The sequence below is a fragment of the uncultured Holdemanella sp. genome, from assembly GCF_934772795.1.
Taxonomy (GTDB): domain Bacteria; phylum Bacillota_I; class Bacilli_A; order Erysipelotrichales; family Erysipelotrichaceae; genus Holdemanella.
Genome location: NZ_CAKVMR010000016.1, coordinates 1 through 21,017, shown reverse-complemented (window position 1 = coordinate 21,017; position 21,017 = coordinate 1). Strand labels below are relative to the sequence as shown.

The window sequence follows — 21,017 nt, the reverse complement described above, 5'->3', positions numbered from 1 at the left end:
TATTTAAGCTAGGCTTTGCCTGGCTTTTTCTTTTGTAAAAACTTTTCAAATATTTGTAAATGAGGTATGATATTTTTACATGCGGAGGTATTTAGAATGGATTATAAAACTAGAATTGAGGCGTCTATTCAAGAACATTTAGATGCTTATATGGAAATTGTAAAAACACTTTATGAAAATCCAGAAACTGGATTTCAGGAGTATGAAACACAGAAGGTATTGGTGAAGTATTTAAAAGATGCTGGATTTGATGTGAAGTCGAGCGTTGTGATCGATACAGATTTTGTAGCTGAATATAAATCGGGTAAAGAAGGACCAACGATTGCTTATATGTGTGAATATGATGCACTTCCTGAAGTTGGACATGGATGTGGACATAACTTGATTGCTGGTATTGGTATTGCGGCTGGAGAAGCTTTAAAGAGTGTCGTGGATGAAATTGGTGGAACTGTACGTGTTGTGGGTACGCCTGGTGAAGAAAACTTTGGTGGAAAAGTGAAGATGAGTGAAGCTGGGGTATTTGATGATGTAGATGCAGCTTTGATGGTTCATCCAAGTACAGAAAATGGCGTTGGATCTAGATCGTTGGCGATTTTACCAATTAAATATGAATTCTTTGGTAAGAATGCACATGGATGCCATCCTCAAGAGGGACATAGTGCATTGGATGCAGCTATTAGTACATATACACAGATTTCAATGTTACGTCAGTTTGTAACTCCAGGATCATATATTCATGGAATTATTCGTGATGGAGGTCTTGCAGCGAACGTAATCCCTGCTTATGCAAGTATGGAATATTATTTTAGAGCTACTACAATGGCATATTGTAAAGAGATTGCAGCTCGCGCAGAAGATTGTGTGAAGGGATCATGTACTGCAAGTCAAACAACTTACAAAACAAGCATGTATGAATGTCCTTATGAAGATACAAAAATCAACTATACGCTAGCTGATATGTTGACAGAAAAATATAAAGAGCTAGGAGTTGAGCAAATTAATCCGGTTGATGAAGTTCCATGTGGTTCTACAGATGTTGGAAGTGTAAGTTATGTTTGTCCAACAATTCAGGGAACTATCAAAATTGCAGATTGTTCTGTGGCTGGACATTCAAAGGAAATGGCGGCTGCAACGATTAGTGAAGAGGGAAAAAATGGATTAGTTAAAGCAGCTACAGCTATTGCGTTGGTTGGCTTGGATTTGATTACTAAACCAGAAATGTTAGAAAAGGCAAAAAAAGAGTTTAAAGAAAGAACATGTTAATTTGCATGTTCTTTTTTATGAAAAGGTTTTCAAAATAGATTTTAGAAACGATTTTGTGATAATTATGTGTTTTTTTTGCCAATTTTTATAATTGTTAGTGATAAAAAATAAAAAATTACTAAAAAGTGCAAACATTTTCTTAAAATGTGTAAAGCATTTATGCATAGAAAATGTATAATATAGTCAAGATAGTTATTCTTTAAAGAAGAAAGCGCTATCAGGAAGGAGAGAGAATATGCCAAATATCTTATTAACAAGAATCGACAATCGTTTGATTCACGGTCAAGTTGCAACTCAATGGAGTGGAGTTCTAGGAGCTAACTTATTATTAGTTGCAAATGACGCTGTCGCAAAAGATGAATTCCGTCAAGGTTTGATGAACATGGCTGCTCCAGCTTATGCTCAGACTCGTTACTTCTCAATTCAGAAGACAATCGACATTATTGGAAAAGCGAGCCCTGCTCAAAAAATCTTCATCATTTGTGAAACACCTCAAGATGTATTACGTCTAGTTGAGGGTGGTGTTCCAATTAAAAAATGTAATATTGGAAACATGCACATGTCTGAAGGTAAACGTCAAGTCGCTACTACAGTAGCTGTAAATGACGATGATGTTGCTGCATTCAAGAAATTGCAAGAACTAGGTGTTGAATTAGAAATTCAACGTGTACCTGACATCGCACCTGAAGATATTAATAAACTTTGGAGCTAATCCAAAAAAGGAGAAAATGAAAAATGAATATTGTAGAAATTGTGTTATTGGCAATTGTAACATTCTTCTTTGCCATCGACCAATTCTCATTAACTGAAATCGTTTATCGTCCTATCATTGCTTGTCCAATTATTGGTGCAATCTTAGGTGATGTAAACACTGGCTTAGTTGTTGGTGGTACATATGAGTTAATGATGGTTGGTAACATGCCAGTTGGTGGAGCACAGCCTCCTAACGCTGTATTAGGATCAGTTGTTGCTATGATTTTCGCTGTTAAAGCAAAAATGGATATTAATGCTGCTTTAGGAGCTTGTATGATTTTCGCTACATTCGGACAATACGTTGTAACATTAACATTTACAATCATGTCTGGTTTAATGGCTAAAGCTGATAAGGCTGCTGCTGAAGCTAACCCTAAAGGAATTACAGCTGTATGTAATACTTCTATGGCTATCTTAGGTACTTTATTTGCTGTAATCGCTATTTTAGCATATGTTGGTGGAACTGCTGCTTCTGGTGCTTTACAAAGCTTAAGTGAAAACGCAAGTTGGTTCATGGGTGGTTTAAGTGCTGCCGGTGGAATGATGCGTTTCGTAGGTTTCGCTGTATTGTTAAAGATTATGCTTTCTAACGACTTGTGGGGATGGTTACTAGGTGGTTTTGCAACTGCATTACTATTCGGTAACGTTGAAGCTACTGCTTCTGCTTGCTTGATCTTAGTTGCATTCATCGGTGTTGCAATCGCATTATTAGACTTCAAGATTACTTCTATTGAAACAAAAGCTGCGCAGGGAGGTGTAAGTGATGGAATCTAATGCAATGACTTCTTACAAGGATCTTACTCCTGCTGCAAGATTAGATAAACAAACTTTAAACAAAATGGTATGGCGTTCTTGCCAATTACAGGCTGCGTTCAACTACGAACGTATGCAATCTGCTGGTTGGTTATGGGCTATGTTACCAGGCTTGGAAAAAATCCACACTAATAAAGATGACTTAGCTGCATCTATGACTCACAATATGGATTTCCTTAATACTCACCCATTCTTCGTAACATTCGTTATGGGTATCGTATTATCAATGGAACAACAAAAAACTGATATTCAGACAATCCGTTCTGTACGTATCTCAACTGCTGCTCCATTAGGTGGTATTGGTGATGCATTGTTCTGGTATACATTAATTCCTATCACTGCTGGTTTAACTGCAAACATGGCTATTGATGGAAGCATCATGGGACCAATCTTATACTTCGTTATCGCATTTGGTGTTGAAATGGTATTACGTTTTGCTTTAATGTACTGGTCATACAACTTAGGTTTAACTGCTGTTAAGATGATGACTGCTAACGCAAAAGCATTCACTCACGCTGCTAGTGTATTAGGTGTATTCGTTGTTGGTGCTTTAATTTCTAACTATGGTGGAGGAACTAAATTAGGTATCTCTATTGCCAATGGTGAAGGTGATCCAATCGTAATCCAAAACTACTTAAATATGATTTTACCTTGCTTAATCGCATTCGCATTCACTATGATGTGCTATGTATTGATTAAGAAGAAAAACTGGACTCCAGTAAAATGTATCGCATTATTCTTAGTAATCGGTATTGTTGGAGCTGCATTCGGTATCTGGTCTGGTTCATATACACCATTAGTACCAGTTCCTTGGACAGTAGTCTAGTCGGCTAATCTAACGAAGTTAGAATATTTTCTCTCAAATATAAGGTTGTAACGGATTATATCCTTACAACCTTTAATTTTATTTTTAGGTCATTAAATATTAAAATTTAATGGTTTAAAAATGAAATTAAGGAGGTACATAATATGGCAGATAAAAAATATCCAGTTCTTTATGTGACAAGTGTCAAAGGAACTATTTTTAGACATTGTGGAGTTTACAATACTATCTATTTTAATGTACATAATAATAAGGAATTAGAGGATAAACCTTATTATTTAGAATATATGGAAGAGACAAGGGAAGAAGTATACAAGGCAATCCAAAACAAATTTACGATGTCTCAACCTTTAAAAGTAACGAATGATCATAAAGTGTTTATTATTTTTAGAGGAAACATTGACATGCGTGATGTAAAGACATTCTGTAAAATGATGCTTCAAGAATTAGAGTATTTTACAGAAGGTGTGCATGAAGCAGATTATGCGGAATTAGAAACGATGTTTATGGAGATTGGTCGTGCCCCAAGTTTTTTGAAGGCTTCAAAAGTCGGAGAAAAGTTGACACAAACCGATATTCTTGACAAAATAATGGTACACATGGATGGTCATGATCAACCACAGGATAATGGTTGTCTGACACCATACACAGATTATGTGGATTCTAAAGAAGAAGAGAAACGACAGAATCTTGAAAAAGAAGAACTCGAAGAAGTAGTTGAGTGGTAAGGAGATAGTTATGGCAGAAGGAAGAAAGACAAGAAAAAAACAGGGAACAGATTTAAAGGGTAATGTATCTGGTTGGCATGTTTATAAGGATGAGCGTGGAAGAGCTGTATATTATGATGTATTCTCTAAAACAGGATATATTTTGGCAAACAATGAAGATCGATATAAACAATTCAGTATGCGCTTTGTGATGGGAGCTATTGGATTTATCTTGATGTTGATGTTTGATATGCCAATCTGGTTATGTATTTTAGCTGGCGTTGCAGTATATGGATTTTTAGAATTTAGATTCAGACGATTCTTGAAAAATTTAACTCGTGTTGAAAATTTTAAATGTGATGAAAAAATGAAGAGTGAGGCTTCTATTAAAACATTAGATACAAATAAAGTAATTTTGAAAATGGTTTTATTGTTAGCATTAGCTGTATTGATCATCATTAATGCATATAATGAACATTACACAGGTTGGATGTTAACTCTTAATTATGTAATTAGTGCATTAACGTTTATCTTTGCGTTATATCACGCTAAAGAATTGATTTCTAGAAAGAGTAATTAAAAGGTTCGATTGAACCTTTTTTTATTTGCATAAAAAAAGGCGCATCTTTAAGATGCGCAATATTTGTTTTAGCGAACTAATTCTTCCTGGTGACTAGCGTAAGTGTATTCTTCAATTGTATACATAACGCGTGCTTTGATTAAGTCTTCAGGTGTATTGTTTAATTTACCTTCACGTACCATAGTATATTGGAAAGGCATATATTGACTTAACAATGGTAATGGTACTGGGTGTTCTTTTAAGTTAACTAATAATTTAGCTAAAGCATTCTTAACATTTTCTTGAGGTAGATAGTAACGGCAGCGGTCAGAGAATGAATACTTACGTTTGAATGCAATTTCATTTTCTGTACCATGATAATATGGAGCCCATTTACCTGGGTTTGCTAACATAGCTTTGTCTAATTCTTCACGGAAGTGACTCGTTTCAAATCCATAAACAGCTGCTAATTCTTCTTCGATCATGCATAATGAGAAGATTCCTTCACGAGCTGCATAAGTAAGTCCTGGACCAACTTTTAAGATGCCAACACCATCTTCTACTAATTCACGTAATTTGTATTTTGTTTGGTAATCTGTTGAGTGACCTTCAAATACTAATTTGTCAAAATCTTTAATACTCGCCATTAAATCTTTAGCACGTTCACGATCATATTCTTCACATCCAGCGTCTTTTTCTTCAACACCAGGCTGAACAACAGCAGCAATAACGTGGTTCCAAGCATCTGCAATTCCCATGTCATCAAATGCTTTTTCGAATGTAGCTACTGTACTCTTGAAATCTTCAGGTTTTGTAACTTGCATACCAGCATTTTCTTCTTGTGCTCCACCTGGAATTGGAACTTCACTACCGACGATATATACAGGGTGAATAGCTTCTGGATTTTCTTGAAGCAATTCTTGGTAAGCTTCTTCACAAACTTTAGCCAACGTAGCTCCACGACGAGCAATGGTTTCATCACTCAAACGAGTATTTGGATCATCATCAGCAACTTTCATACTTGTATCAATGTGGATCTTTGTGAATCCAGCACGGACATAGTCGTGTACTAATGTTTTCGCATATTCCATAGCTTCTGTTTCTGGTTTGTTTGCGACAGTTAATGGTCCTAAGTGGTCTCCACCTAAGAAAATACGATCACTTGATAAACCAGCTTCTTTTGCTTTTTCATGACAGAAGTTGAAGAAATCTTTTGGTGTCATTCCTGAGTAACCACCATTTTGATCTACTTGGTTTGCAGTCGATTCAATTAAAACACATGAATCTTGTTTTTTTGCGGTTTCCATCGCAGCTTCAATAACGAATGCATTACTTGAACAGCATGAATAGATAGCTACGGCTTTACCTTCTTTTTGTTTTTTAACAATGTTTAATAATGGGTTTTGTTTAGGCATTGTATGTCCTCCTTAACTGTTTATATTATACAGTATCTTTAACTTTTTTTCTTCTTTTTGGTGTAAAGTCAATTAAAAAGTGCAAATATTACTAATTTGTTAAAAATGACAAAAGCATTACTAAAATGTACATTTTATTTTGAAAGCGCTATGTTATAATATAAGAAGAGAATATGGAGGAGATAACAATGAAGGTTATTGTATGTGAAAACTATGATGAAATGTCCGCAAAGGCATTTGAAGTCATGAAAGAATTATTGGATGCTAAAAAAGATGCTGTCTTAGGTTTGGCAACAGGATCTAGTCCAGTTGGATTATATAAGGAAATGATCCAATACCACAAAGATGGATACAGCTATAAAGATATTAAATCTTATAACTTAGATGAATATGTAGGAATCGATCGTAAAGATCCTCAATCTTACTATACATTTATGTATGAAAACTTATTTAAAGATATTGATATTGATTTAAATAATACACATGTTCCTTATGGAAATACAGAAGCTGATTGTAAAGCTTATGAAGATGCTTTAAGTGAAGTATCAATTGACTTACAAGTATTAGGAATTGGTCAAAATGGACACATTGGATTCAATGAACCTGGTACACCATTTGAAACATTAACTCACATCGTTGATTTAACAGAAAACACTCGTGAAGCGAATGCTCGTTTCTTTGACAATGATATCAACAAAGTTCCAACACAAGCTATTTCAATGGGAATTGGAACAATCATGAAATCTAAAAAAGTATTATTAGTAGCTAATGGTGAAAATAAAGCAGATGCTGTTAAAGCTATGATCGAAGGACCAATCGATACTGCATGTGCTGCAAGTGCATTACAAAATCACGCTGATGTAGTTGTTGTATTAGATAAAGCAGCTGCTAGTAAATTAACTAAATAATTGCGATTGTCTTTATTAGGATAGGGAATTCATTTCTCTATCCTTTTTATTTGTGCTAAAATTAAGCTGTATGAAAAAATGGATATATAGAATTGTTTTTGTCGTTAGCCTTTGTGTATTTGGGTATAGTGCTTATAATTTATGGGACATTTATTCACAGAAACAACAAGTTGAGACACAGACAAAACAATTAGAAGCAAAAGTAATTAAGAAAAAAAGTGAAAATAAAGTAGAAAAGAATGTTTTAGAACCAGACTGGACAGCACTTCAAGCAGAGAATCAAGATATTGTAGGATGGATCTATGTTCCGGGTTGTGACATTTCTTTTCCTGTTATGCAGTCAAAAGATAATGAATATTATTTGAATCACACCGTGAGTGGGGAATATAATAATAGAGGTTCGATTTTTTTAGATGCGAATGCGAATGCACAATTCCAAGATGATAATTCCATTATATATGGACATTCTGTTGAAGGTAGAGGCATGTTTACTTTATTAAAGAAGTATTGTGATGAAGATTTTTTTAAGTCGCATCCAGTATTTTATGTATTAACACCGGATGCAAATTATAAATGTCATGTATTTACATTTGCGAAAACTACGGATGATAGTGTATTCTATACAACGTCATTTGGAGATTATAGACAAGAGACTTTAGATTCTATGAAACAATCGTCTACATACTTCAATGATTTAGTGAATACAGATCAAAAATTTATTTCTTTATCCACATGTGATTTAGATTATGGATTTGAATCGAGTCATCGTTTTGTTTTGACTGGGCAACTGGAAAAGACAAGTGACGATATTGTTTTAAAAGATTGATATATGATATACTTGGTGAGGTTTTTAATATGAAAATTTGTTTTGTGACAGGAGGAACAGGGGGTCATATTTATCCGGCTTTAGCTTTAGCGGATAAAATGAAAGAACTTGATTCTTCGACTGAAATATTATTTATTGGAAATGATGATCGCATGGAAAAGGATTTGATTCCACAAAATGGCTATGCGTTTAAGGCTTTGCATACTTCTGGATTAGTAGGAAATGTATTAAAAAAATGCATGGCGGTTTGTCAGATGTTTAAAGCAGAAGGTAAGGCAAAAAAATACTTAAAAGAATTCAATCCAGATGTGGTTATTGGATTTGGAGGCTATGTGAGTGCACCAGTTATTATGGCAGCTCATTCTTTAGGTATCCATACTGTAATTCATGAACAAAACTCTATTGTTGGTAAGGCTAATCAGCTTGTTATGAAGAAAGTGGATGCGATCATAACTTGTTATGAGAAATGTAACGAGGTTTTCCCAAAGGAAAAGATTCATATGTTGGGAAATCCAAGAGCAACAATTGCCAAAGAGGCAAAATTTGATGAAGACTATTTTAAATCATTAGGTTTAGATTTAGATAAAAAAACCATCCTTATTATGATGGGTTCTTTAGGCTCTAGTTCAGTAAATGAACTGATGAAGAGTGCTTTAAAGGATGTCGATGATGATTTACAGTTTTTGTATGTCTGTGGAAAAGACAATTCTCAAGATTTGAACTTATTTGAAAACCAAAAAAATATTCATGTTGTACCATATGTAGATACATTGCGTATTTATGGACATGTCGATGGAATGATTTGTCGTGCAGGAGCAACAACGCTTGCAGAAGTAACAGCTTTAGGTATTCCTTCTATCGTAATACCAAGTCCTTATGTGGCAAATAACCATCAATTTTATAATGCGAGCATGCTACTAAGACAACAAGCTTGTCGTATTATTGAAGAAAAGGATTTGAATGCGGAAACTTTGCAAGGTCAAATCGTGTCTTTGTACGCAAATCCAGTGGTATATGAACAAACGCATGAACATGCTTTGCAGATGGGTAAACCAAATGCGGCATATGATATTATAGATTTATTGAAAAATATATGTAAAAAGGGGAACTAATATGAGCATAAAGGATCGTTTAATGACGTATGCAGAAGTTTTAGAACATGAGCCTATGAAGAAACATACCACTTTTAAGATTGGTGGTTGCGTAGACTATTATATATATCCCAAAAATTGTACTGCACTAATGTGTGTACTTGAAATACTTGCACAGGAAAATATTCCATATTATGTACTTGGACGTGGATCTAATGTTTTATGTTCAGATACGGATTTTCATGGTGCAATCATCAATTTAGATCGTACTTTGAATGATTTCTATTTTGAACCAGATGGAGTGTTAGTAGCGCAAGCGGGATGTTCAATTATAAATATGGCAGTAGAAGCCATGAAAAGATCACTAACTGGATTAGAATGGGCAAGTGGAATTCCAGGCTCAATTGGTGGTGGACTTTATATGAATGCCGGAGCCTATAAGGACAATTTGGCAAATCACTTAATTGATGTATGTGTTTTAAAAGATAATACAATTTGTTGGATGAAAAAAGATGAATTGGATTATGCGTATCGTCATTCTATTTTCCAATCACACAAAGATTGGACTATTTTAGTGGGGCGTTTTCAATTAGAAAAAGGAAACCAAAATGATATTCGTGATTTAATGGATTCTAGACGCGAAAGAAGAATGAGTGCACAGCCTTTGGATAAGCCTTGTGCAGGTAGTGTGTTTAGAAATCCAGAAGAAATTCCAGCTTGGAAATTGATTGAAGAGTTGGGATTAAGAGGCTATAAAATTGGTGGTGCCATGGTAAGTGAAAAACACTGTAATTTTATTGTGAATGATGATTTAAATGCGACAGCTCAAGATGTTCGTGATTTGATTCATGAAATTAAAATTCGAGCAAAAAAAGAGTATAACATTGACATGGTTACGGAAGTTGAGCAGTTATATTGGTAAGAAAAAAAATTAAGCTAACCATTAAACAATCGATTGTTTTAAGTCTTGTTGTGATGATGGTAGCTAGTATCTTTGTGTATTATTTTTCTACAGACTCCCATGTCAAGGTTTTATCATGTAAAAACAACTATTATTTGTCAGATAGTGAAGTCTATGATTTGGCAAATGTGAGTACGAAAACACGTATCTTTTTAATGCCTTCAATTATATTGGAAAAAAGAGTAGAAAAGATGCCTTTTGTTCAGTCTTGTGATGTTTCAAAGAAAAATCGAAAGCTTACTTTTAATGTGCAGGAAAAATTGATTATTGGTTATTATGTGAAAGACAATAAGAATTATGCTCTTTGCCAAGATGGCTCTTCGATTGAAATAGAAGAACAATATTTAAATATGATTGTGCATTTTCCTTTGTTGTCAAATTTTAATGCGAAACAAAGAAAGCAGTTATGTGAACAGTTTCAAAAACATCACAAAGTGTTAACTCGAGAATTAATTGAAAAGTTTGCAGAAATCGTACCATATAAAACAAGTTATGATAAGAATATGTTTAAAATTACAATGCAAGATGGCAATATTGTTTATACCAATTTAAAAAGTATAAAAATGCTATCTAAATATCAAAGTGTTTTGACAAAACTAAAGGGGCAGTCTGTTTGTCTGGTTTTGGATTCTACGCATTCGACAATTGAAAAGGTGAATTGTGATGATTTGAATTCGAAACAAAAGGTTGAAGAAAAACAAGAAGAGAAGACGGAAAAGGTTGAAAAGACTGAAGTGACAGATGAAAATTCTTCTGAGAATACTGAGGTTCAAGAAGAACAACAGCCAACAGAAGATGAATCTGAGAATCAGGCAGAATGGGTCTATGATGATAACACAGGCGTGTATTATCACGAAGCCATTGGAATGTATTATGATCCAAATACTGGCGAATATTATGATGGAAATGGCACATATTACAATTGGGATGAGGAGACACAAACCTTTGTAGAAGCGTATTAGGATTTGTGTTTATATTTTAAGTAGAGTATAATTAATAAAAACGGGAGGTTTTATTATGCCTATTAATAAATCAACAGAATACGGAAATATCGAGATTTCATTAGATGCGATTGCCAATTTAGCTGGTGGAGCAATTACTGAATGTTACGGTATTGTAGGTATGGCTAGTCAGAAAACATTGAAAGATGGCTGGGCAGAATTATTGAAAAAAGAAAACTATGCTCGTGGTGTTGTTGTAACACAAGATGAAACGGGATTAGTTTTGAATCTTTATATTATTGCATTACAAGGAATTAAATTAAGTCAGGTTGTGTATGAAGCACAAAAACGTGTTAAATATGTATTGGAGAAAACTTTGGAAGTAAAATGTAACGCTGTAAACATCTATGTCCAAGGTGTTCGTGCTGTAAAGTAGGGGTTAAGAGATGGAAAGAATTAATGGTATTTTATTTAAACAGATGCTTGAATCCGGAATGAATAACTTATCAAATCATTCAGCGGAAATCGATGCATTGAATGTTTTCCCTGTGCCAGATGGAGATACAGGTACAAATATGCATTTAACCGTATCAAACGGAGTAAAAGAAGCGCTTAAAACGAATTCAGATTCTGTAAAAGATATTGCGAAAACGTTATCTCGTGGATTATTAATGGGTGCACGTGGTAACTCTGGTGTTATCACTTCTCAGATTTTTAGAGGTATCTATCAAGCGGTTGAAGATTTAGATGATATGGATGCATCTCAATTGGCTCATGCGTTGGTTAATGGAAGTCGTGTTGCGTATCGTGCTGTTATGCGTCCAGTAGAAGGTACAATCTTAACGGTTGTTCGTGAAGCTGCAGATTATACATATGCATACACTACAACTGAAGAAATTACAGATTGTATGGATGTTATGAAGAAGATGGTAGAAGAAGCCAATGCTTCTTTACAAAGAACACCTGAATTATTACCAGTGCTTGCAGAAGTAGGTGTAGTTGATAGTGGTGGAAAAGGTCTTTGTGTAATCTTAGAAGGTTTCCTTGCGGCTATGGAAGGTCATCCAGTACAGCTTGAAGGTGCAAAAGCAGCTGGTGAAAGTGCACAAGCTAAAGTAGAGGGTGGAGAAGAAGAATACGGATTCTGTACAGAATTTATTTTGAAGTTATCTGAAAATGGTATTCGTCATTTCTCTGAAACAAGTTTTAAAGATGAATTGGCAACAATTGGTAATTCGATTGTGTGTGTACAAGATGAAGATTTAGTTAAAGTACACGTTCATACATTAGAACCATTTACAGCTATTAAAATGGGACGTCGTCAGGGTCGTTTTATTAAGTTGAAAGTTGAAAACATGCAAGAACAGCATGACAATATTATTGAAAAAGAAGAAGAGGAAAAAATGGCAGAACACAAAAAATATGCCATTATTACCGTAGCTCCTGGAGATGGAATCAAGAAGATGTTCACAGAACTTAGAGCTGACATTGTTGTTGGTGGTGGACAGACAATGAATCCAAGTACTGAAGATTTTGTTTCAGCTGTTGAAAAGTTGAATGCAGATCATATCTTCATTTTACCTAACAACTCAAATATTGTTTTAGCTGCTAGTCAGGCTGCACAGGTATGCTCAGATCAAGACATTCATGTACTTCCAAGTAAAACAATTCCACAAGGATTAAGTGCTTGTGTTATGTTCAATCCAGATGTTGAATTGGAAGATAACTTGGCTGAAATGAATGAAGCTATTGAAAATGTTAAATCAGGTGAAGTCACTTATGCGATCAAAGATACAACATATGATGGTCTTGAAATCAAAAAAGATGAATATATGGGTATTTTTGGAAAAGACATTTGTGTCTCTTGTCCAGATTGCATGGAAGCAACAAAGAAATTGTTGGATAAAATGTTAGATGAAGATAGTGAACTTGTTACTTTGATTTATGGTGATACAGCTACTGAAGAACAGGCTGAAGAAATTGCTGCTTATATCGAAGATAACAGTGATGCTGAAGTTGAAATCCATGAAGGAAATCAACCAGTTTACTCATTTATTATTGGTGTTGAATAGTAAAAAATAATGAATCCATCAGATTGAGTTCTGATGGATTTTTAGTACAATAAATTTTGTAGGGGTTTCTGAATTTGCTCTCCAAGAATTTAAGGGGTGCGGCATATACCTCAAAACAATTTGTAGCTGAGATTAGGCTCGGACATCATGTAGTTGTCCGGGTCTTTTTTTCAACCATTTTAACGCTTCCATCATCCTTGTTAAATTCTAAATCGATGCCTTCTCTAAGACCAGCATGCATCTGTTTCTGAATCGTTCCCAGTTGCGATAACCATTGGCTACTTTCGTAATCCATTTGATGATTGTGTTATGATTTTTCATCAGTGCATTGTAGATTCTTTTCTGTTCTACAGTAATTTCTCCTATGCCTTTTGAAACGAAGCAATAGTCAGTAAAGGCGTTTTAAAAACAATCCGAGTTTTATTTATTTAATCTTGAATGATCAAGAAGAAACAATCTTATGTTTTCATAATCATGTCATCTAAATTGTCTTATTGAGATTTTCACAGAGTATAGTGTATCTTAAAAAGTAATTAATAAAGGGAAAAGAAAAGACCGTTTGATGCGGTCTTAATTGTTTTATGCGTTTTGTTCTTGTTCTTGAAGTTTTGCCTTTTCAACAGGTTGAACCAATTTCTTTCCAGAACCAATGAAGATCATCAATCCTAATGCCATTAATAGAACAGCGAAGAATAATTGTAGTCCATCTGTCATAAATGCAAATCCACCAGTTACGAATAATTTTAAGCAGATGTTATATACTGACATACCTAAGCTTGTCATTGTAACAACTAACATCATGATCATTGGTACATATAACATGTATCCTTTACGTCCTGTAACTTTTAAGAATACAGATAATGAAACTAATACCATAGCAGCTAATAATTGGTTAGCACTACCGAATAATGGCCAGATATTTAAATATCCACCTAAACTTAATAGGTAACCACCAGCTAATGTGATCAATGTAGCAACATATTTATTTGTTAAGAAGCTAACAACGCTATTTGTTTCAGCTTCTTCATTGACTTCAAATAATTCTTGGAATGATAAACGTCCAATTCTAGCAACAGCATCTAATGAAGTTAATGCCAAAGCAGAAACGAACATTGTCATGATGCATAGACCCCATTCTTGAGGGAATCCAAATTGTGAAATCAATCCAGTAACACCAACTGAGAATTTAATAAATGGTGTAGCAGTATCTGCAAATGCCATAGAAGATAGTGTTTCATTTAATACGCCTTTGCTAGCTAAGCTAGTTAAAGATCCAACAACAACAATTACAAGTACAGCAAGTAATGATTCAAGTAACATACTTCCGTATCCAACTTGTAACATATCACTTTCATTACGAATTTGTTTAGAACTTGTTTCACTAGATACAAGTGAATGGAATCCACTAACGGCACCACAAGCAACTGTAACGAATAATGTTGGGAAGATATAGCTTCCTGTTGCAGATTTAAATCCTGTAAATGCAGGTGATGTGATTGTAGGGTTTGATACAAATACACCAACAACTGCAGCAACGATCATTCCGATGAATAAGAATGTAGTCAAATAGTCACGTGGCTGTTTTAATACCCAGATTGGTGTAACACTCGCAAAGAAGATATAAACGAATACTAGATATACCCAAGTTTGTTTAGTGAAGTAAACTGGGAATGCGATTCCTAATGCTAACATCGCAACAATTAATGCAATACCAAGAACAGCTTGTTTCCATCCAGAAAGACCTGTTTTCTTTAAGAAGAAACCAAATGCGATTGCTACGAATACATATAGAATTGTGATTGAGCTAGCAGCTCCACTAGGTAATGATTGTGCACCAGCAGCGTTGTAGCCGTTTAATGATCCTGCAACCATGTCGGCAAATGCAGCAATAACTAATAAAGTAAATAACCAGCAGAACAAGAAGAATAATTTACGTCCTGTTTTACCAATGTATGTTTCAATGATTTGTCCCATTGATTTACCGTGAGATTTAACAGATGCGTATAGAGCACCAAAATCTTGAACGGCACCAAAGAAGATTCCTCCGACCATTACCCATAAAAATGCAGGTAACCATCCAAATACCATCGCAAGTACTGGACCAGTTACTGGACCAGCTCCAGCAATTGATGAGAATTGGTGTCCAAATACTTCCCATTTGTTACTTGGAACATAATCAACTCCATCTTCCTTTTCATAAGCAGGTGTCTTAGCTTTTGGATCAATTCCCCATGTTTTAACTAAATAACGTCCATAAACTAAGTAAGCTGTAAGTAGTAATGCAGCAGCGATAGCTAATAATAATAGACCATTCATAAATAACTTTCCTCCCTTAAAACTTTCTATCCAAATATTCAAATAATAAAAAAAGACTTCGTCTATCTAAGACGAAATCTAAAACTATTCCGCGGTACCACTTAGTTTGCAACGTCGTTGTTGCCACTTAGAACTTCTTAACGCGAAGGACGAACCATTTTACTATCATTTCAAATGATTAGCTCACAAGTGATAGCTCTAAGGACCGTCGTTATCATTTCACCAAAATTGATACTCTCTTAAACCGGGCTTGCTTAAAGTCGTGTCTTGCTCATAGCTTTGAATATTTGTGGTTGTATAATATACCATCTTGAAAAACATGTCAATAAAAAATGTAAGAAAATGTAAATTAATGTTTTCACAATTTACATTAATTACAATTGCCATTTGTTTGTTAACATGTGAACGCTTGTGCTATAATGTAAAAACGTTGTTGGAGGGGAACAGATGATTTATATAACTGGAGACATTCATAGAGAACAAGATATTCATAAAATCAATCCTAGAGAATTTACAGTTGGCAATTCTTTGACAGAAGAAGATTATGTCATTATATGCGGTGATTTTGGTTGTGTTTGGGATGGAAGTACAGGAGATAACTTCTGGTTAAAATGGTTAGATTCACTTCCTTGGAACACTTTATTTATTGATGGGAATCATGAAAATTTTGATGTTCTTAATACGTATCCTGTAGAAGAGTATAAAGGTGGTAAAGTGCATCGTATTCGCTCGAAAGTATTTCATTTGATGCGTGGTGAAGTTTTCAATATTGATGGTTATAAATTCTTTACTATGGGTGGTGGATTTTCCCATGATGTAAGCTATCGTACAGAACATAAAAACTGGTGGAAAGATGAAATTTGCACGATTGAAGAAGCAAAGCATGCTTTTGCTACATTAGAAAAAAACAATTGGGAAGTAGACTATATTTTATCGCATGATACATATGCATCGCATCCATTGGCTCATAAATATGAAACGGATATGAGTTTATATGGAGATGATTATTATGATTTACATGATTGTTTAGAAACAGTTGAAAAGAAAACAGATTATAAAATGTGGTTTAGTGGGCACTATCATGATGATAGGATCCATTATTCAGATTCAAATAAGCCTTGTTTGACTTTATTTGATAAAGTTGTATTGTTAGAAAATATAGATGAAGAAATTAAAAGCCTGACTAAAATTTAATTTAGTCAGGCCATTTTTTTAAAGAATATCTTGAAGATTTTCTTCGATTGTATTTTTTAATGTGTCGAATGAGTGATCAAATCTTTGTTGATCATTTTCATTTAAGTGTAAACGGATAACTTGTTCTACACCATTTGAACCAACAACACTTGGAGTACCAATAAAGTATCCTTCTTTACCATACTCACCATTTTGATAAGCGGAAACTGGTAAGATGGCACGTTCATTGTTTAGAATACAAGAAACGATACGTTTTAATGCTAAACCAATACCATAGTAAGTAGCTCGTTTTAATTCGATGATCTTATAGGCTTTATCACGAACGTCAATATAGATTTCTTGTAGTTCACTTAAAGAAATATCATTTTCATCTAAGTATTCAAGCAAGTTTTTGCATCCAATATATGAATGAATCCAAGGAACGAAACTTGAATCTCCATGTTCACCCATGATATATGCGTGGATATTGCTGTCTGCAAATCCTAATTTTTCACTTAATGCATGACGTAAACGAGCTGTATCCAATACAGTACCTGATCCGATAACATGGTTTTTAGGTAATCCACTTTCTTTCCATGCAACATATGTCATGATATCTACTGGGTTGTTGGCAACAACTAAGATACCATTGAAATTATTTTCTTTCAAAGCTTTACATACACCCTTTGTGATGTTTGCGTTGATTTTAACTAGATCTAAACGAGTTTGACCTGGCTTTTGAGCAGCACCTGCAGTTAAGACAACAATGTTAGTGTCGGCTGCATCTGCATAGGTTCCAGCAGTGATTTTCATTTTAGTATCTGCATATACTAGACCATCACTAAGGTCCATTTGTTCTCCTTTTGCCTTGTCTTCATTTACATCGACTAAAACAAGTTCATCAATTCCTTTTTCTGAAAGCATTGAATAGGCAAAACTCATGCCGACAAATCCTGTACCAATAAGCATGATTTTTCTTTTTTTGATTTTTTCAGACATAAACTTCATTCTCCTTCTTATATCTATGCTTTTATTATAGGTTAGTTTGAACTAAAAAGCCAGTGTAATTCACTGGCTTAATTGGTTTGAGTTTGTGCTTGTAGTGTGATTTCGACTGTAACTTTCTTGGAATCCCTTTCAACAACCATCTTAACAGTATCTCCAATTTTATGTTTTTTTAGAACATTTTTAACGTCACTTGTCGATTGGATTTGTTCACCATCAAAACTAATAATACGATCATTTTGTTTTAGACCCGCTTTATCAGCAGCTCCATTTTTAACAATTTGTACGATGTAGCAGCCATCTTCGTATTTTGAATATTGACCTTGATTATTTGAAGTATAGTCATACAAACTAACATTTAATGCGGGCCTTGAAGTGACACTTCCATTTTGCATAAGCTCTGTAATAATGTCTTGAGCAGGTGTGATTGGAATCGCAAAGCCTAATCCTTCAATTCCGGTTGAACTTTCTTTTGCGTTAACAATTCCAATTAGGTTTCCGTCGGCATTGAATAAGCCTCCACCAGAGTTTCCTGGATTGATGGCAGCATCTGTTTGTAGAAGTGTCATAGTTTCATCATCAATTGTGATTTGTCGGTCTGTTGCAGAAATAATGCCCGTTGTAACTGTACCACCAAGTTCTCCTAATGGATTTCCAATGGCAATGGCAGGATCACCCACTTGTAAAATATCACTATCACCTAGTGTTGCAGGCTGTAGGTTGTTGGCATCCACTTTAATAACGGCTAAATCGGTTTGTGAATCTTTTCCAACAACACTCGCATCATATTCTGTGCCATCTGTAGTCGTTACTTTTAAACTTGTTGCTCCACTTACAACATGATTATTTGTAACAATATATCCATCTTCACTGATGATGACTCCACTACCAGCACCTTGTGAAACGTATTGTCCAAAAATGGAATTTCCACTTGAAACAGATTCAGTTGTGATTTCGACAACACTATCTTTACATTTTTCTACGATATCAGAAACATCGGATACTTGAACAGTTCCAGAATTGGATTTATTCGTTTGTTGCTGAATAGTGACATTGGCATTATTAGATAGATGGCTTCCGGCATAACCAGCACCAAATCCAACGATACCTGATAATAGGATTATACCTACAGTGGTTATAATTTTATTTCGAACAGGGACATATGTTTTGGGTCTAAATTCAGGTGGTGTTTGCATGTTAATTCCTCCTTTTGCATACTATATTCTGTAGTATACACCAAATTAAATGAAATACATGCATCAAATACGCTATTTTGTCTATACAAATTTTGGATTATTTCTATTCAGTGATATAATCCCAAGTTTGACAGTTAAAAAAGTGAAAAGTGCTTGATACGCCTTATATAAGGTATATTCAAGCACTTCCTTTTTTTTAAATGTTGTATGTGTTTTTTCTCAGGAAAATTTTTTTAAAATTTTATTCAGATCGGTTGGTCTGTAGTTCTTTCTATTCAGTTGCAGCTCAAAACATTTTTCTAATGCATCCAGGGTCTGACTTCCGCTGTATGCAGATTTATAAAAGATATCATCAATATTTACTACATTCATATTCTGAAGTGTTTTTATCAGATTGGATGTAGTCACGTGTGTTTGATTGTCATCTAATTTACATTCTATTAAGCGGTATATCAATAAGGCTGTATAACAGATCAAGAAATGAGATCGTATTCTTTCTGGCTTTCTTAGATAAACAGGTCTTGCATCAAAATTAGTTTTCATGATTCTGAAGCAGTCTTCAATCTTATAGCGTTTTTGTACTACAGCTAAAATATCTTTTGCAGAATCATCTAAATTAGTGGCAACCGCATAGAATCCGTCATATTTTTCTTCCTCATGGATTTTATCCATATCCAATACATAGGCTGCACTATCAGATGATGTATTCTTTAAGAAACGTCGAATATCATTTGGCCCTTTTTTTATTTTTTCAGGATCTTTCAATTTCAGAAGTTTTTTTGCACGTTCAATCTGTCTTTCTCGGATTGTTCTTTGATATTCCATCATTTTTCTCGAAAAAGTGATAATGACATATTGTTTAAGTGTTCCTTTAGCTTTTACTTTCTTGGTCTTTCCGTTTTTATAAACCTTATTTTCGTATAAGCCTGTATCCACAGCTGTATCTGCCGGTATGATCTTATAGGCATAATCGTTGTAAAGATTCAGGTTCGCTTTGTCCTTTTTATCGAATGTCTTTATTTTTTTCAAAGTTATTTCTTCATCGTTTGACAGAATACGATAATCGGAATCATTGAATACAATTTCCTTCATATTCTGACTCAACTTTTTCACGGACTGAGTGACGATATATGCTCTTCCACCCATATCATTGAATTTACGTATATTGTAGGATCCGAGGCCAGCATCTGCACAGTAGATGAATTTTTTGTTCCCTGTCATCTTAATGACTTCCTTTTCCAATGGGATAGCCGTAAGCTGTTCGTTTGTATTGCCTGGATGAATACACATGGAAATAGGGATGCCGCGACTATCCATAATAAGACCCATTTCTACAATTGGATTGGGTCTGTTTTCTTTACTGATTCCAAACTGTCTTAAACCAACAATGATTTCGCCTGTCACTTCATCGACGACTTCTTCATCAGCTCTTTCAGACTCAAAAAAGTAGTTTGTACAGTCATAGTACATAACGGAAGTATCGCGATGAACTACATTTTCAGAATTGTCAAAAAGATGCTTCAAATATTTATTACTGTTTCTGTCAAGAATATCCAGAAAACGTATCATATGTTGATATTCGATCTCAGGCTTTTCGTAATAAGAATCAAGACGGTCATAAGTACCATATTTACTGGCTGGATCAAGAATTCTTGCGTAAGTAAGAAACTCACAAATTTTATTACAGTCATAGGTTACCTTAAGATCGGAAGTCACAGATTTGAAAAAATCAGAAATATTAAGTTTTGCGTAGATATCTTTCAAATAGAGATATCCAATATTCAAAGTATTTGAGTTGGTAGAAAGAGCATCCGAAGAAGGAATGCGTTCATTAAAATCTAAAGAAATTGTAAATTCAGATCTCCCTGAACGATATTCCTCGTTCATTTTTTTAATTTCATCTTTGGCGTACTGTAAAGGATCGTCAGTGATTTTTAGAAGTTCTGAGTGTTTGCCTAATCTTTTGATATTTTTAGTGGTTGTCTTTTTACCGTTTCTGAACCCCTGTTGAATATAGTAAGTAGGGTCCTTGAGCCGTTTATCATAATAAAGTTTCATAGAAAATCCATCCTTTTAACTTATTATAACATAAATATACAACACATACAACATTGAAAAATAAAAATTTGACATAAAAAAAGCCGTACCTAAACGACATTTGACTATTTTGGCTATTGGCAAGTGTTAAACTCCCG

At 34.4% G+C, this 21,017-nt stretch carries 19 protein-coding genes; 14 read left to right on the top strand and 5 right to left on the bottom strand.

Annotation, left to right across the window (positions count from 1 at the left end; translation table 11 throughout):
• The first annotated feature begins 96 nt into the window (after positions 1 to 96).
• The 6 genes from Q0F04_RS04615 to Q0F04_RS04590 all read left to right on the top strand — a co-directional run bounded on the left by Q0F04_RS04615 (position 97) and on the right by Q0F04_RS04590 (position 4,939).
• A complete protein-coding gene (locus Q0F04_RS04615; protein WP_295750697.1) occupies positions 97 to 1,263 on the top strand; it encodes a M20 family metallopeptidase in 1,167 nt (388 codons plus the stop codon).
• Positions 1,264 to 1,498: 235 nt separating this feature from the next.
• Positions 1,499 to 1,975, top strand: a complete 477-nt coding sequence (gene agaB, locus Q0F04_RS04610) for a PTS galactosamine transporter subunit IIB (protein WP_003863846.1) — start codon at positions 1,499 to 1,501, stop codon at positions 1,973 to 1,975.
• Positions 1,976 to 1,998: 23 nt separating this feature from the next.
• Positions 1,999 to 2,790 (top strand): PTS sugar transporter subunit IIC, encoded by a 792-nt coding sequence (locus Q0F04_RS04605; protein WP_295750694.1) that lies wholly within the window; start codon positions 1,999 to 2,001, stop codon positions 2,788 to 2,790.
• On the top strand, positions 2,780 to 3,655 hold the full coding sequence (locus Q0F04_RS04600) for a PTS system mannose/fructose/sorbose family transporter subunit IID (protein ID WP_295750691.1): 876 nt from the start codon (positions 2,780 to 2,782) through the stop codon (positions 3,653 to 3,655). Before Q0F04_RS04605 ends, Q0F04_RS04600 begins: the two co-directional genes overlap by 11 nt.
• A gap of 143 nt (positions 3,656 to 3,798) precedes the next feature.
• Positions 3,799 to 4,380 carry a hypothetical protein gene (locus Q0F04_RS04595; protein ID WP_295750689.1) on the top strand — a complete coding sequence of 194 codons (582 nt, stop codon included), beginning with the start codon at positions 3,799 to 3,801 and terminating at the stop codon, positions 4,378 to 4,380.
• Positions 4,381 to 4,390: 10 nt separating this feature from the next.
• Complete coding sequence (locus Q0F04_RS04590) at positions 4,391 to 4,939, top strand: hypothetical protein (RefSeq protein WP_295750687.1); 549 nt, start codon at positions 4,391 to 4,393, stop codon at positions 4,937 to 4,939.
• Between the two features lie 68 nt (positions 4,940 to 5,007).
• On the opposite strand, the gene Q0F04_RS04585 is transcribed toward Q0F04_RS04590, so the two are convergent.
• Positions 5,008 to 6,333 carry a class II D-tagatose-bisphosphate aldolase, non-catalytic subunit gene (locus Q0F04_RS04585; RefSeq protein ID WP_295750684.1) on the bottom strand — a complete coding sequence of 442 codons (1,326 nt, stop codon included), beginning with the start codon at positions 6,331 to 6,333 and terminating at the stop codon, positions 5,008 to 5,010.
• Between the two features lie 188 nt (positions 6,334 to 6,521).
• On the opposite strand from Q0F04_RS04585, the gene nagB reads away from it, so the two are divergent.
• The 7 genes from nagB (at position 6,522) to Q0F04_RS04550 (ending at position 13,132) form a co-directional block, all read left to right on the top strand.
• Positions 6,522 to 7,241, top strand: coding sequence for a glucosamine-6-phosphate deaminase (nagB, locus tag Q0F04_RS04580; protein ID WP_227991483.1), 720 nt, complete (start codon positions 6,522 to 6,524; stop codon positions 7,239 to 7,241).
• 70 nt (positions 7,242 to 7,311) lie between these two features.
• Positions 7,312 to 8,067 (top strand): class B sortase, encoded by a 756-nt coding sequence (gene srtB / locus Q0F04_RS04575; protein ID WP_295750681.1) that lies wholly within the window; start codon positions 7,312 to 7,314, stop codon positions 8,065 to 8,067.
• Between the two features lie 29 nt (positions 8,068 to 8,096).
• On the top strand, positions 8,097 to 9,179 hold the full coding sequence (gene murG, locus Q0F04_RS04570) for an undecaprenyldiphospho-muramoylpentapeptide beta-N-acetylglucosaminyltransferase (protein WP_295750678.1): 1,083 nt from the start codon (positions 8,097 to 8,099) through the stop codon (positions 9,177 to 9,179).
• Position 9,180: 1 nt separating this feature from the next.
• A complete protein-coding gene (murB, locus tag Q0F04_RS04565) occupies positions 9,181 to 10,080 on the top strand; it encodes a UDP-N-acetylmuramate dehydrogenase (protein ID WP_295750675.1) in 900 nt (299 codons plus the stop codon).
• Positions 10,074 to 11,081: an OCRE domain-containing protein gene (locus Q0F04_RS04560; protein ID WP_295750673.1), complete on the top strand. Its 1,008-nt coding sequence runs from the start codon at positions 10,074 to 10,076 to the stop codon at positions 11,079 to 11,081. The genes murB and Q0F04_RS04560 overlap by 7 nt, the downstream gene beginning before the upstream one ends.
• Before the next feature lie 55 nt (positions 11,082 to 11,136).
• The gene (locus Q0F04_RS04555; protein ID WP_117570682.1) at positions 11,137 to 11,496 is read left to right on the top strand and encodes an Asp23/Gls24 family envelope stress response protein; all 360 of its coding nucleotides are present in this window, start codon (positions 11,137 to 11,139) and stop codon (positions 11,494 to 11,496) included.
• Positions 11,497 to 11,506: 10 nt separating this feature from the next.
• Positions 11,507 to 13,132, top strand: a complete 1,626-nt coding sequence (locus Q0F04_RS04550; protein ID WP_295750670.1) for a DAK2 domain-containing protein — start codon at positions 11,507 to 11,509, stop codon at positions 13,130 to 13,132.
• A 579-nt stretch (positions 13,133 to 13,711) separates the two neighbouring features.
• Here Q0F04_RS04550 and Q0F04_RS04545 read toward each other — a convergent pair.
• Positions 13,712 to 15,448 (bottom strand): carbon starvation protein A, encoded by a 1,737-nt coding sequence (locus Q0F04_RS04545; protein WP_295750668.1) that lies wholly within the window; start codon positions 15,446 to 15,448, stop codon positions 13,712 to 13,714.
• Positions 15,449 to 15,895: 447 nt separating this feature from the next.
• On the opposite strand from Q0F04_RS04545, the gene Q0F04_RS04540 reads away from it, so the two are divergent.
• A complete protein-coding gene (locus Q0F04_RS04540) occupies positions 15,896 to 16,642 on the top strand; it encodes a metallophosphoesterase (protein ID WP_295564096.1) in 747 nt (248 codons plus the stop codon).
• 18 nt (positions 16,643 to 16,660) lie between these two features.
• On the opposite strand, the gene Q0F04_RS04535 is transcribed toward Q0F04_RS04540, so the two are convergent.
• The 3 genes from Q0F04_RS04535 to Q0F04_RS04525 form a co-directional block, all read right to left on the bottom strand.
• On the bottom strand, positions 16,661 to 17,620 hold the full coding sequence (locus tag Q0F04_RS04535; RefSeq protein WP_295750665.1) for an L-lactate dehydrogenase: 960 nt from the start codon (positions 17,618 to 17,620) through the stop codon (positions 16,661 to 16,663).
• A gap of 77 nt (positions 17,621 to 17,697) precedes the next feature.
• Complete coding sequence (locus tag Q0F04_RS04530; protein WP_295750663.1) at positions 17,698 to 18,822, bottom strand: trypsin-like peptidase domain-containing protein; 1,125 nt, start codon at positions 18,820 to 18,822, stop codon at positions 17,698 to 17,700.
• Between the two features lie 219 nt (positions 18,823 to 19,041).
• Positions 19,042 to 20,880, bottom strand: coding sequence for an IS1634 family transposase (locus Q0F04_RS04525; RefSeq protein ID WP_295750661.1), 1,839 nt, complete (start codon positions 20,878 to 20,880; stop codon positions 19,042 to 19,044).
• Positions 20,881 to 21,017 lie beyond the last annotated feature (137 nt).

Bases quoted from the DNA above. Each gene is read 5' to 3' on its own strand.
- Q0F04_RS04615 (WP_295750697.1), top strand. From the start codon at position 97: ATGGATTATAAAACTAGAATTGAGGCGTCTATTCAAGAACATTTAGAT.
- agaB (WP_003863846.1), top strand. From the start codon at position 1,499: ATGCCAAATATCTTATTAACAAGAATCGACAATCGTTTGATTCACGGT.
- Q0F04_RS04605 (WP_295750694.1), top strand. From the start codon at position 1,999: ATGAATATTGTAGAAATTGTGTTATTGGCAATTGTAACATTCTTCTTT.
- Q0F04_RS04600 (WP_295750691.1), top strand. From the start codon at position 2,780: ATGGAATCTAATGCAATGACTTCTTACAAGGATCTTACTCCTGCTGCA.
- Q0F04_RS04595 (WP_295750689.1), top strand. From the start codon at position 3,799: ATGGCAGATAAAAAATATCCAGTTCTTTATGTGACAAGTGTCAAAGGA.
- Q0F04_RS04590 (WP_295750687.1), top strand. From the start codon at position 4,391: ATGGCAGAAGGAAGAAAGACAAGAAAAAAACAGGGAACAGATTTAAAG.
- Q0F04_RS04585 (WP_295750684.1), bottom strand. From the start codon at position 6,333: ATGCCTAAACAAAACCCATTATTAAACATTGTTAAAAAACAAAAAGAA.
- nagB (WP_227991483.1), top strand. From the start codon at position 6,522: ATGAAGGTTATTGTATGTGAAAACTATGATGAAATGTCCGCAAAGGCA.
- srtB (WP_295750681.1), top strand. From the start codon at position 7,312: ATGAAAAAATGGATATATAGAATTGTTTTTGTCGTTAGCCTTTGTGTA.
- murG (WP_295750678.1), top strand. From the start codon at position 8,097: ATGAAAATTTGTTTTGTGACAGGAGGAACAGGGGGTCATATTTATCCG.
- murB (WP_295750675.1), top strand. From the start codon at position 9,181: ATGAGCATAAAGGATCGTTTAATGACGTATGCAGAAGTTTTAGAACAT.
- Q0F04_RS04555 (WP_117570682.1), top strand. From the start codon at position 11,137: ATGCCTATTAATAAATCAACAGAATACGGAAATATCGAGATTTCATTA.
- Q0F04_RS04550 (WP_295750670.1), top strand. From the start codon at position 11,507: ATGGAAAGAATTAATGGTATTTTATTTAAACAGATGCTTGAATCCGGA.
- Q0F04_RS04545 (WP_295750668.1), bottom strand. From the start codon at position 15,448: ATGAATGGTCTATTATTATTAGCTATCGCTGCTGCATTACTACTTACA.
- Q0F04_RS04540 (WP_295564096.1), top strand. From the start codon at position 15,896: ATGATTTATATAACTGGAGACATTCATAGAGAACAAGATATTCATAAA.
- Q0F04_RS04535 (WP_295750665.1), bottom strand. From the start codon at position 17,620: ATGTCTGAAAAAATCAAAAAAAGAAAAATCATGCTTATTGGTACAGGA.
- Q0F04_RS04530 (WP_295750663.1), bottom strand. From the start codon at position 18,822: ATGCAAACACCACCTGAATTTAGACCCAAAACATATGTCCCTGTTCGA.
- Q0F04_RS04525 (WP_295750661.1), bottom strand. From the start codon at position 20,880: ATGAAACTTTATTATGATAAACGGCTCAAGGACCCTACTTACTATATT.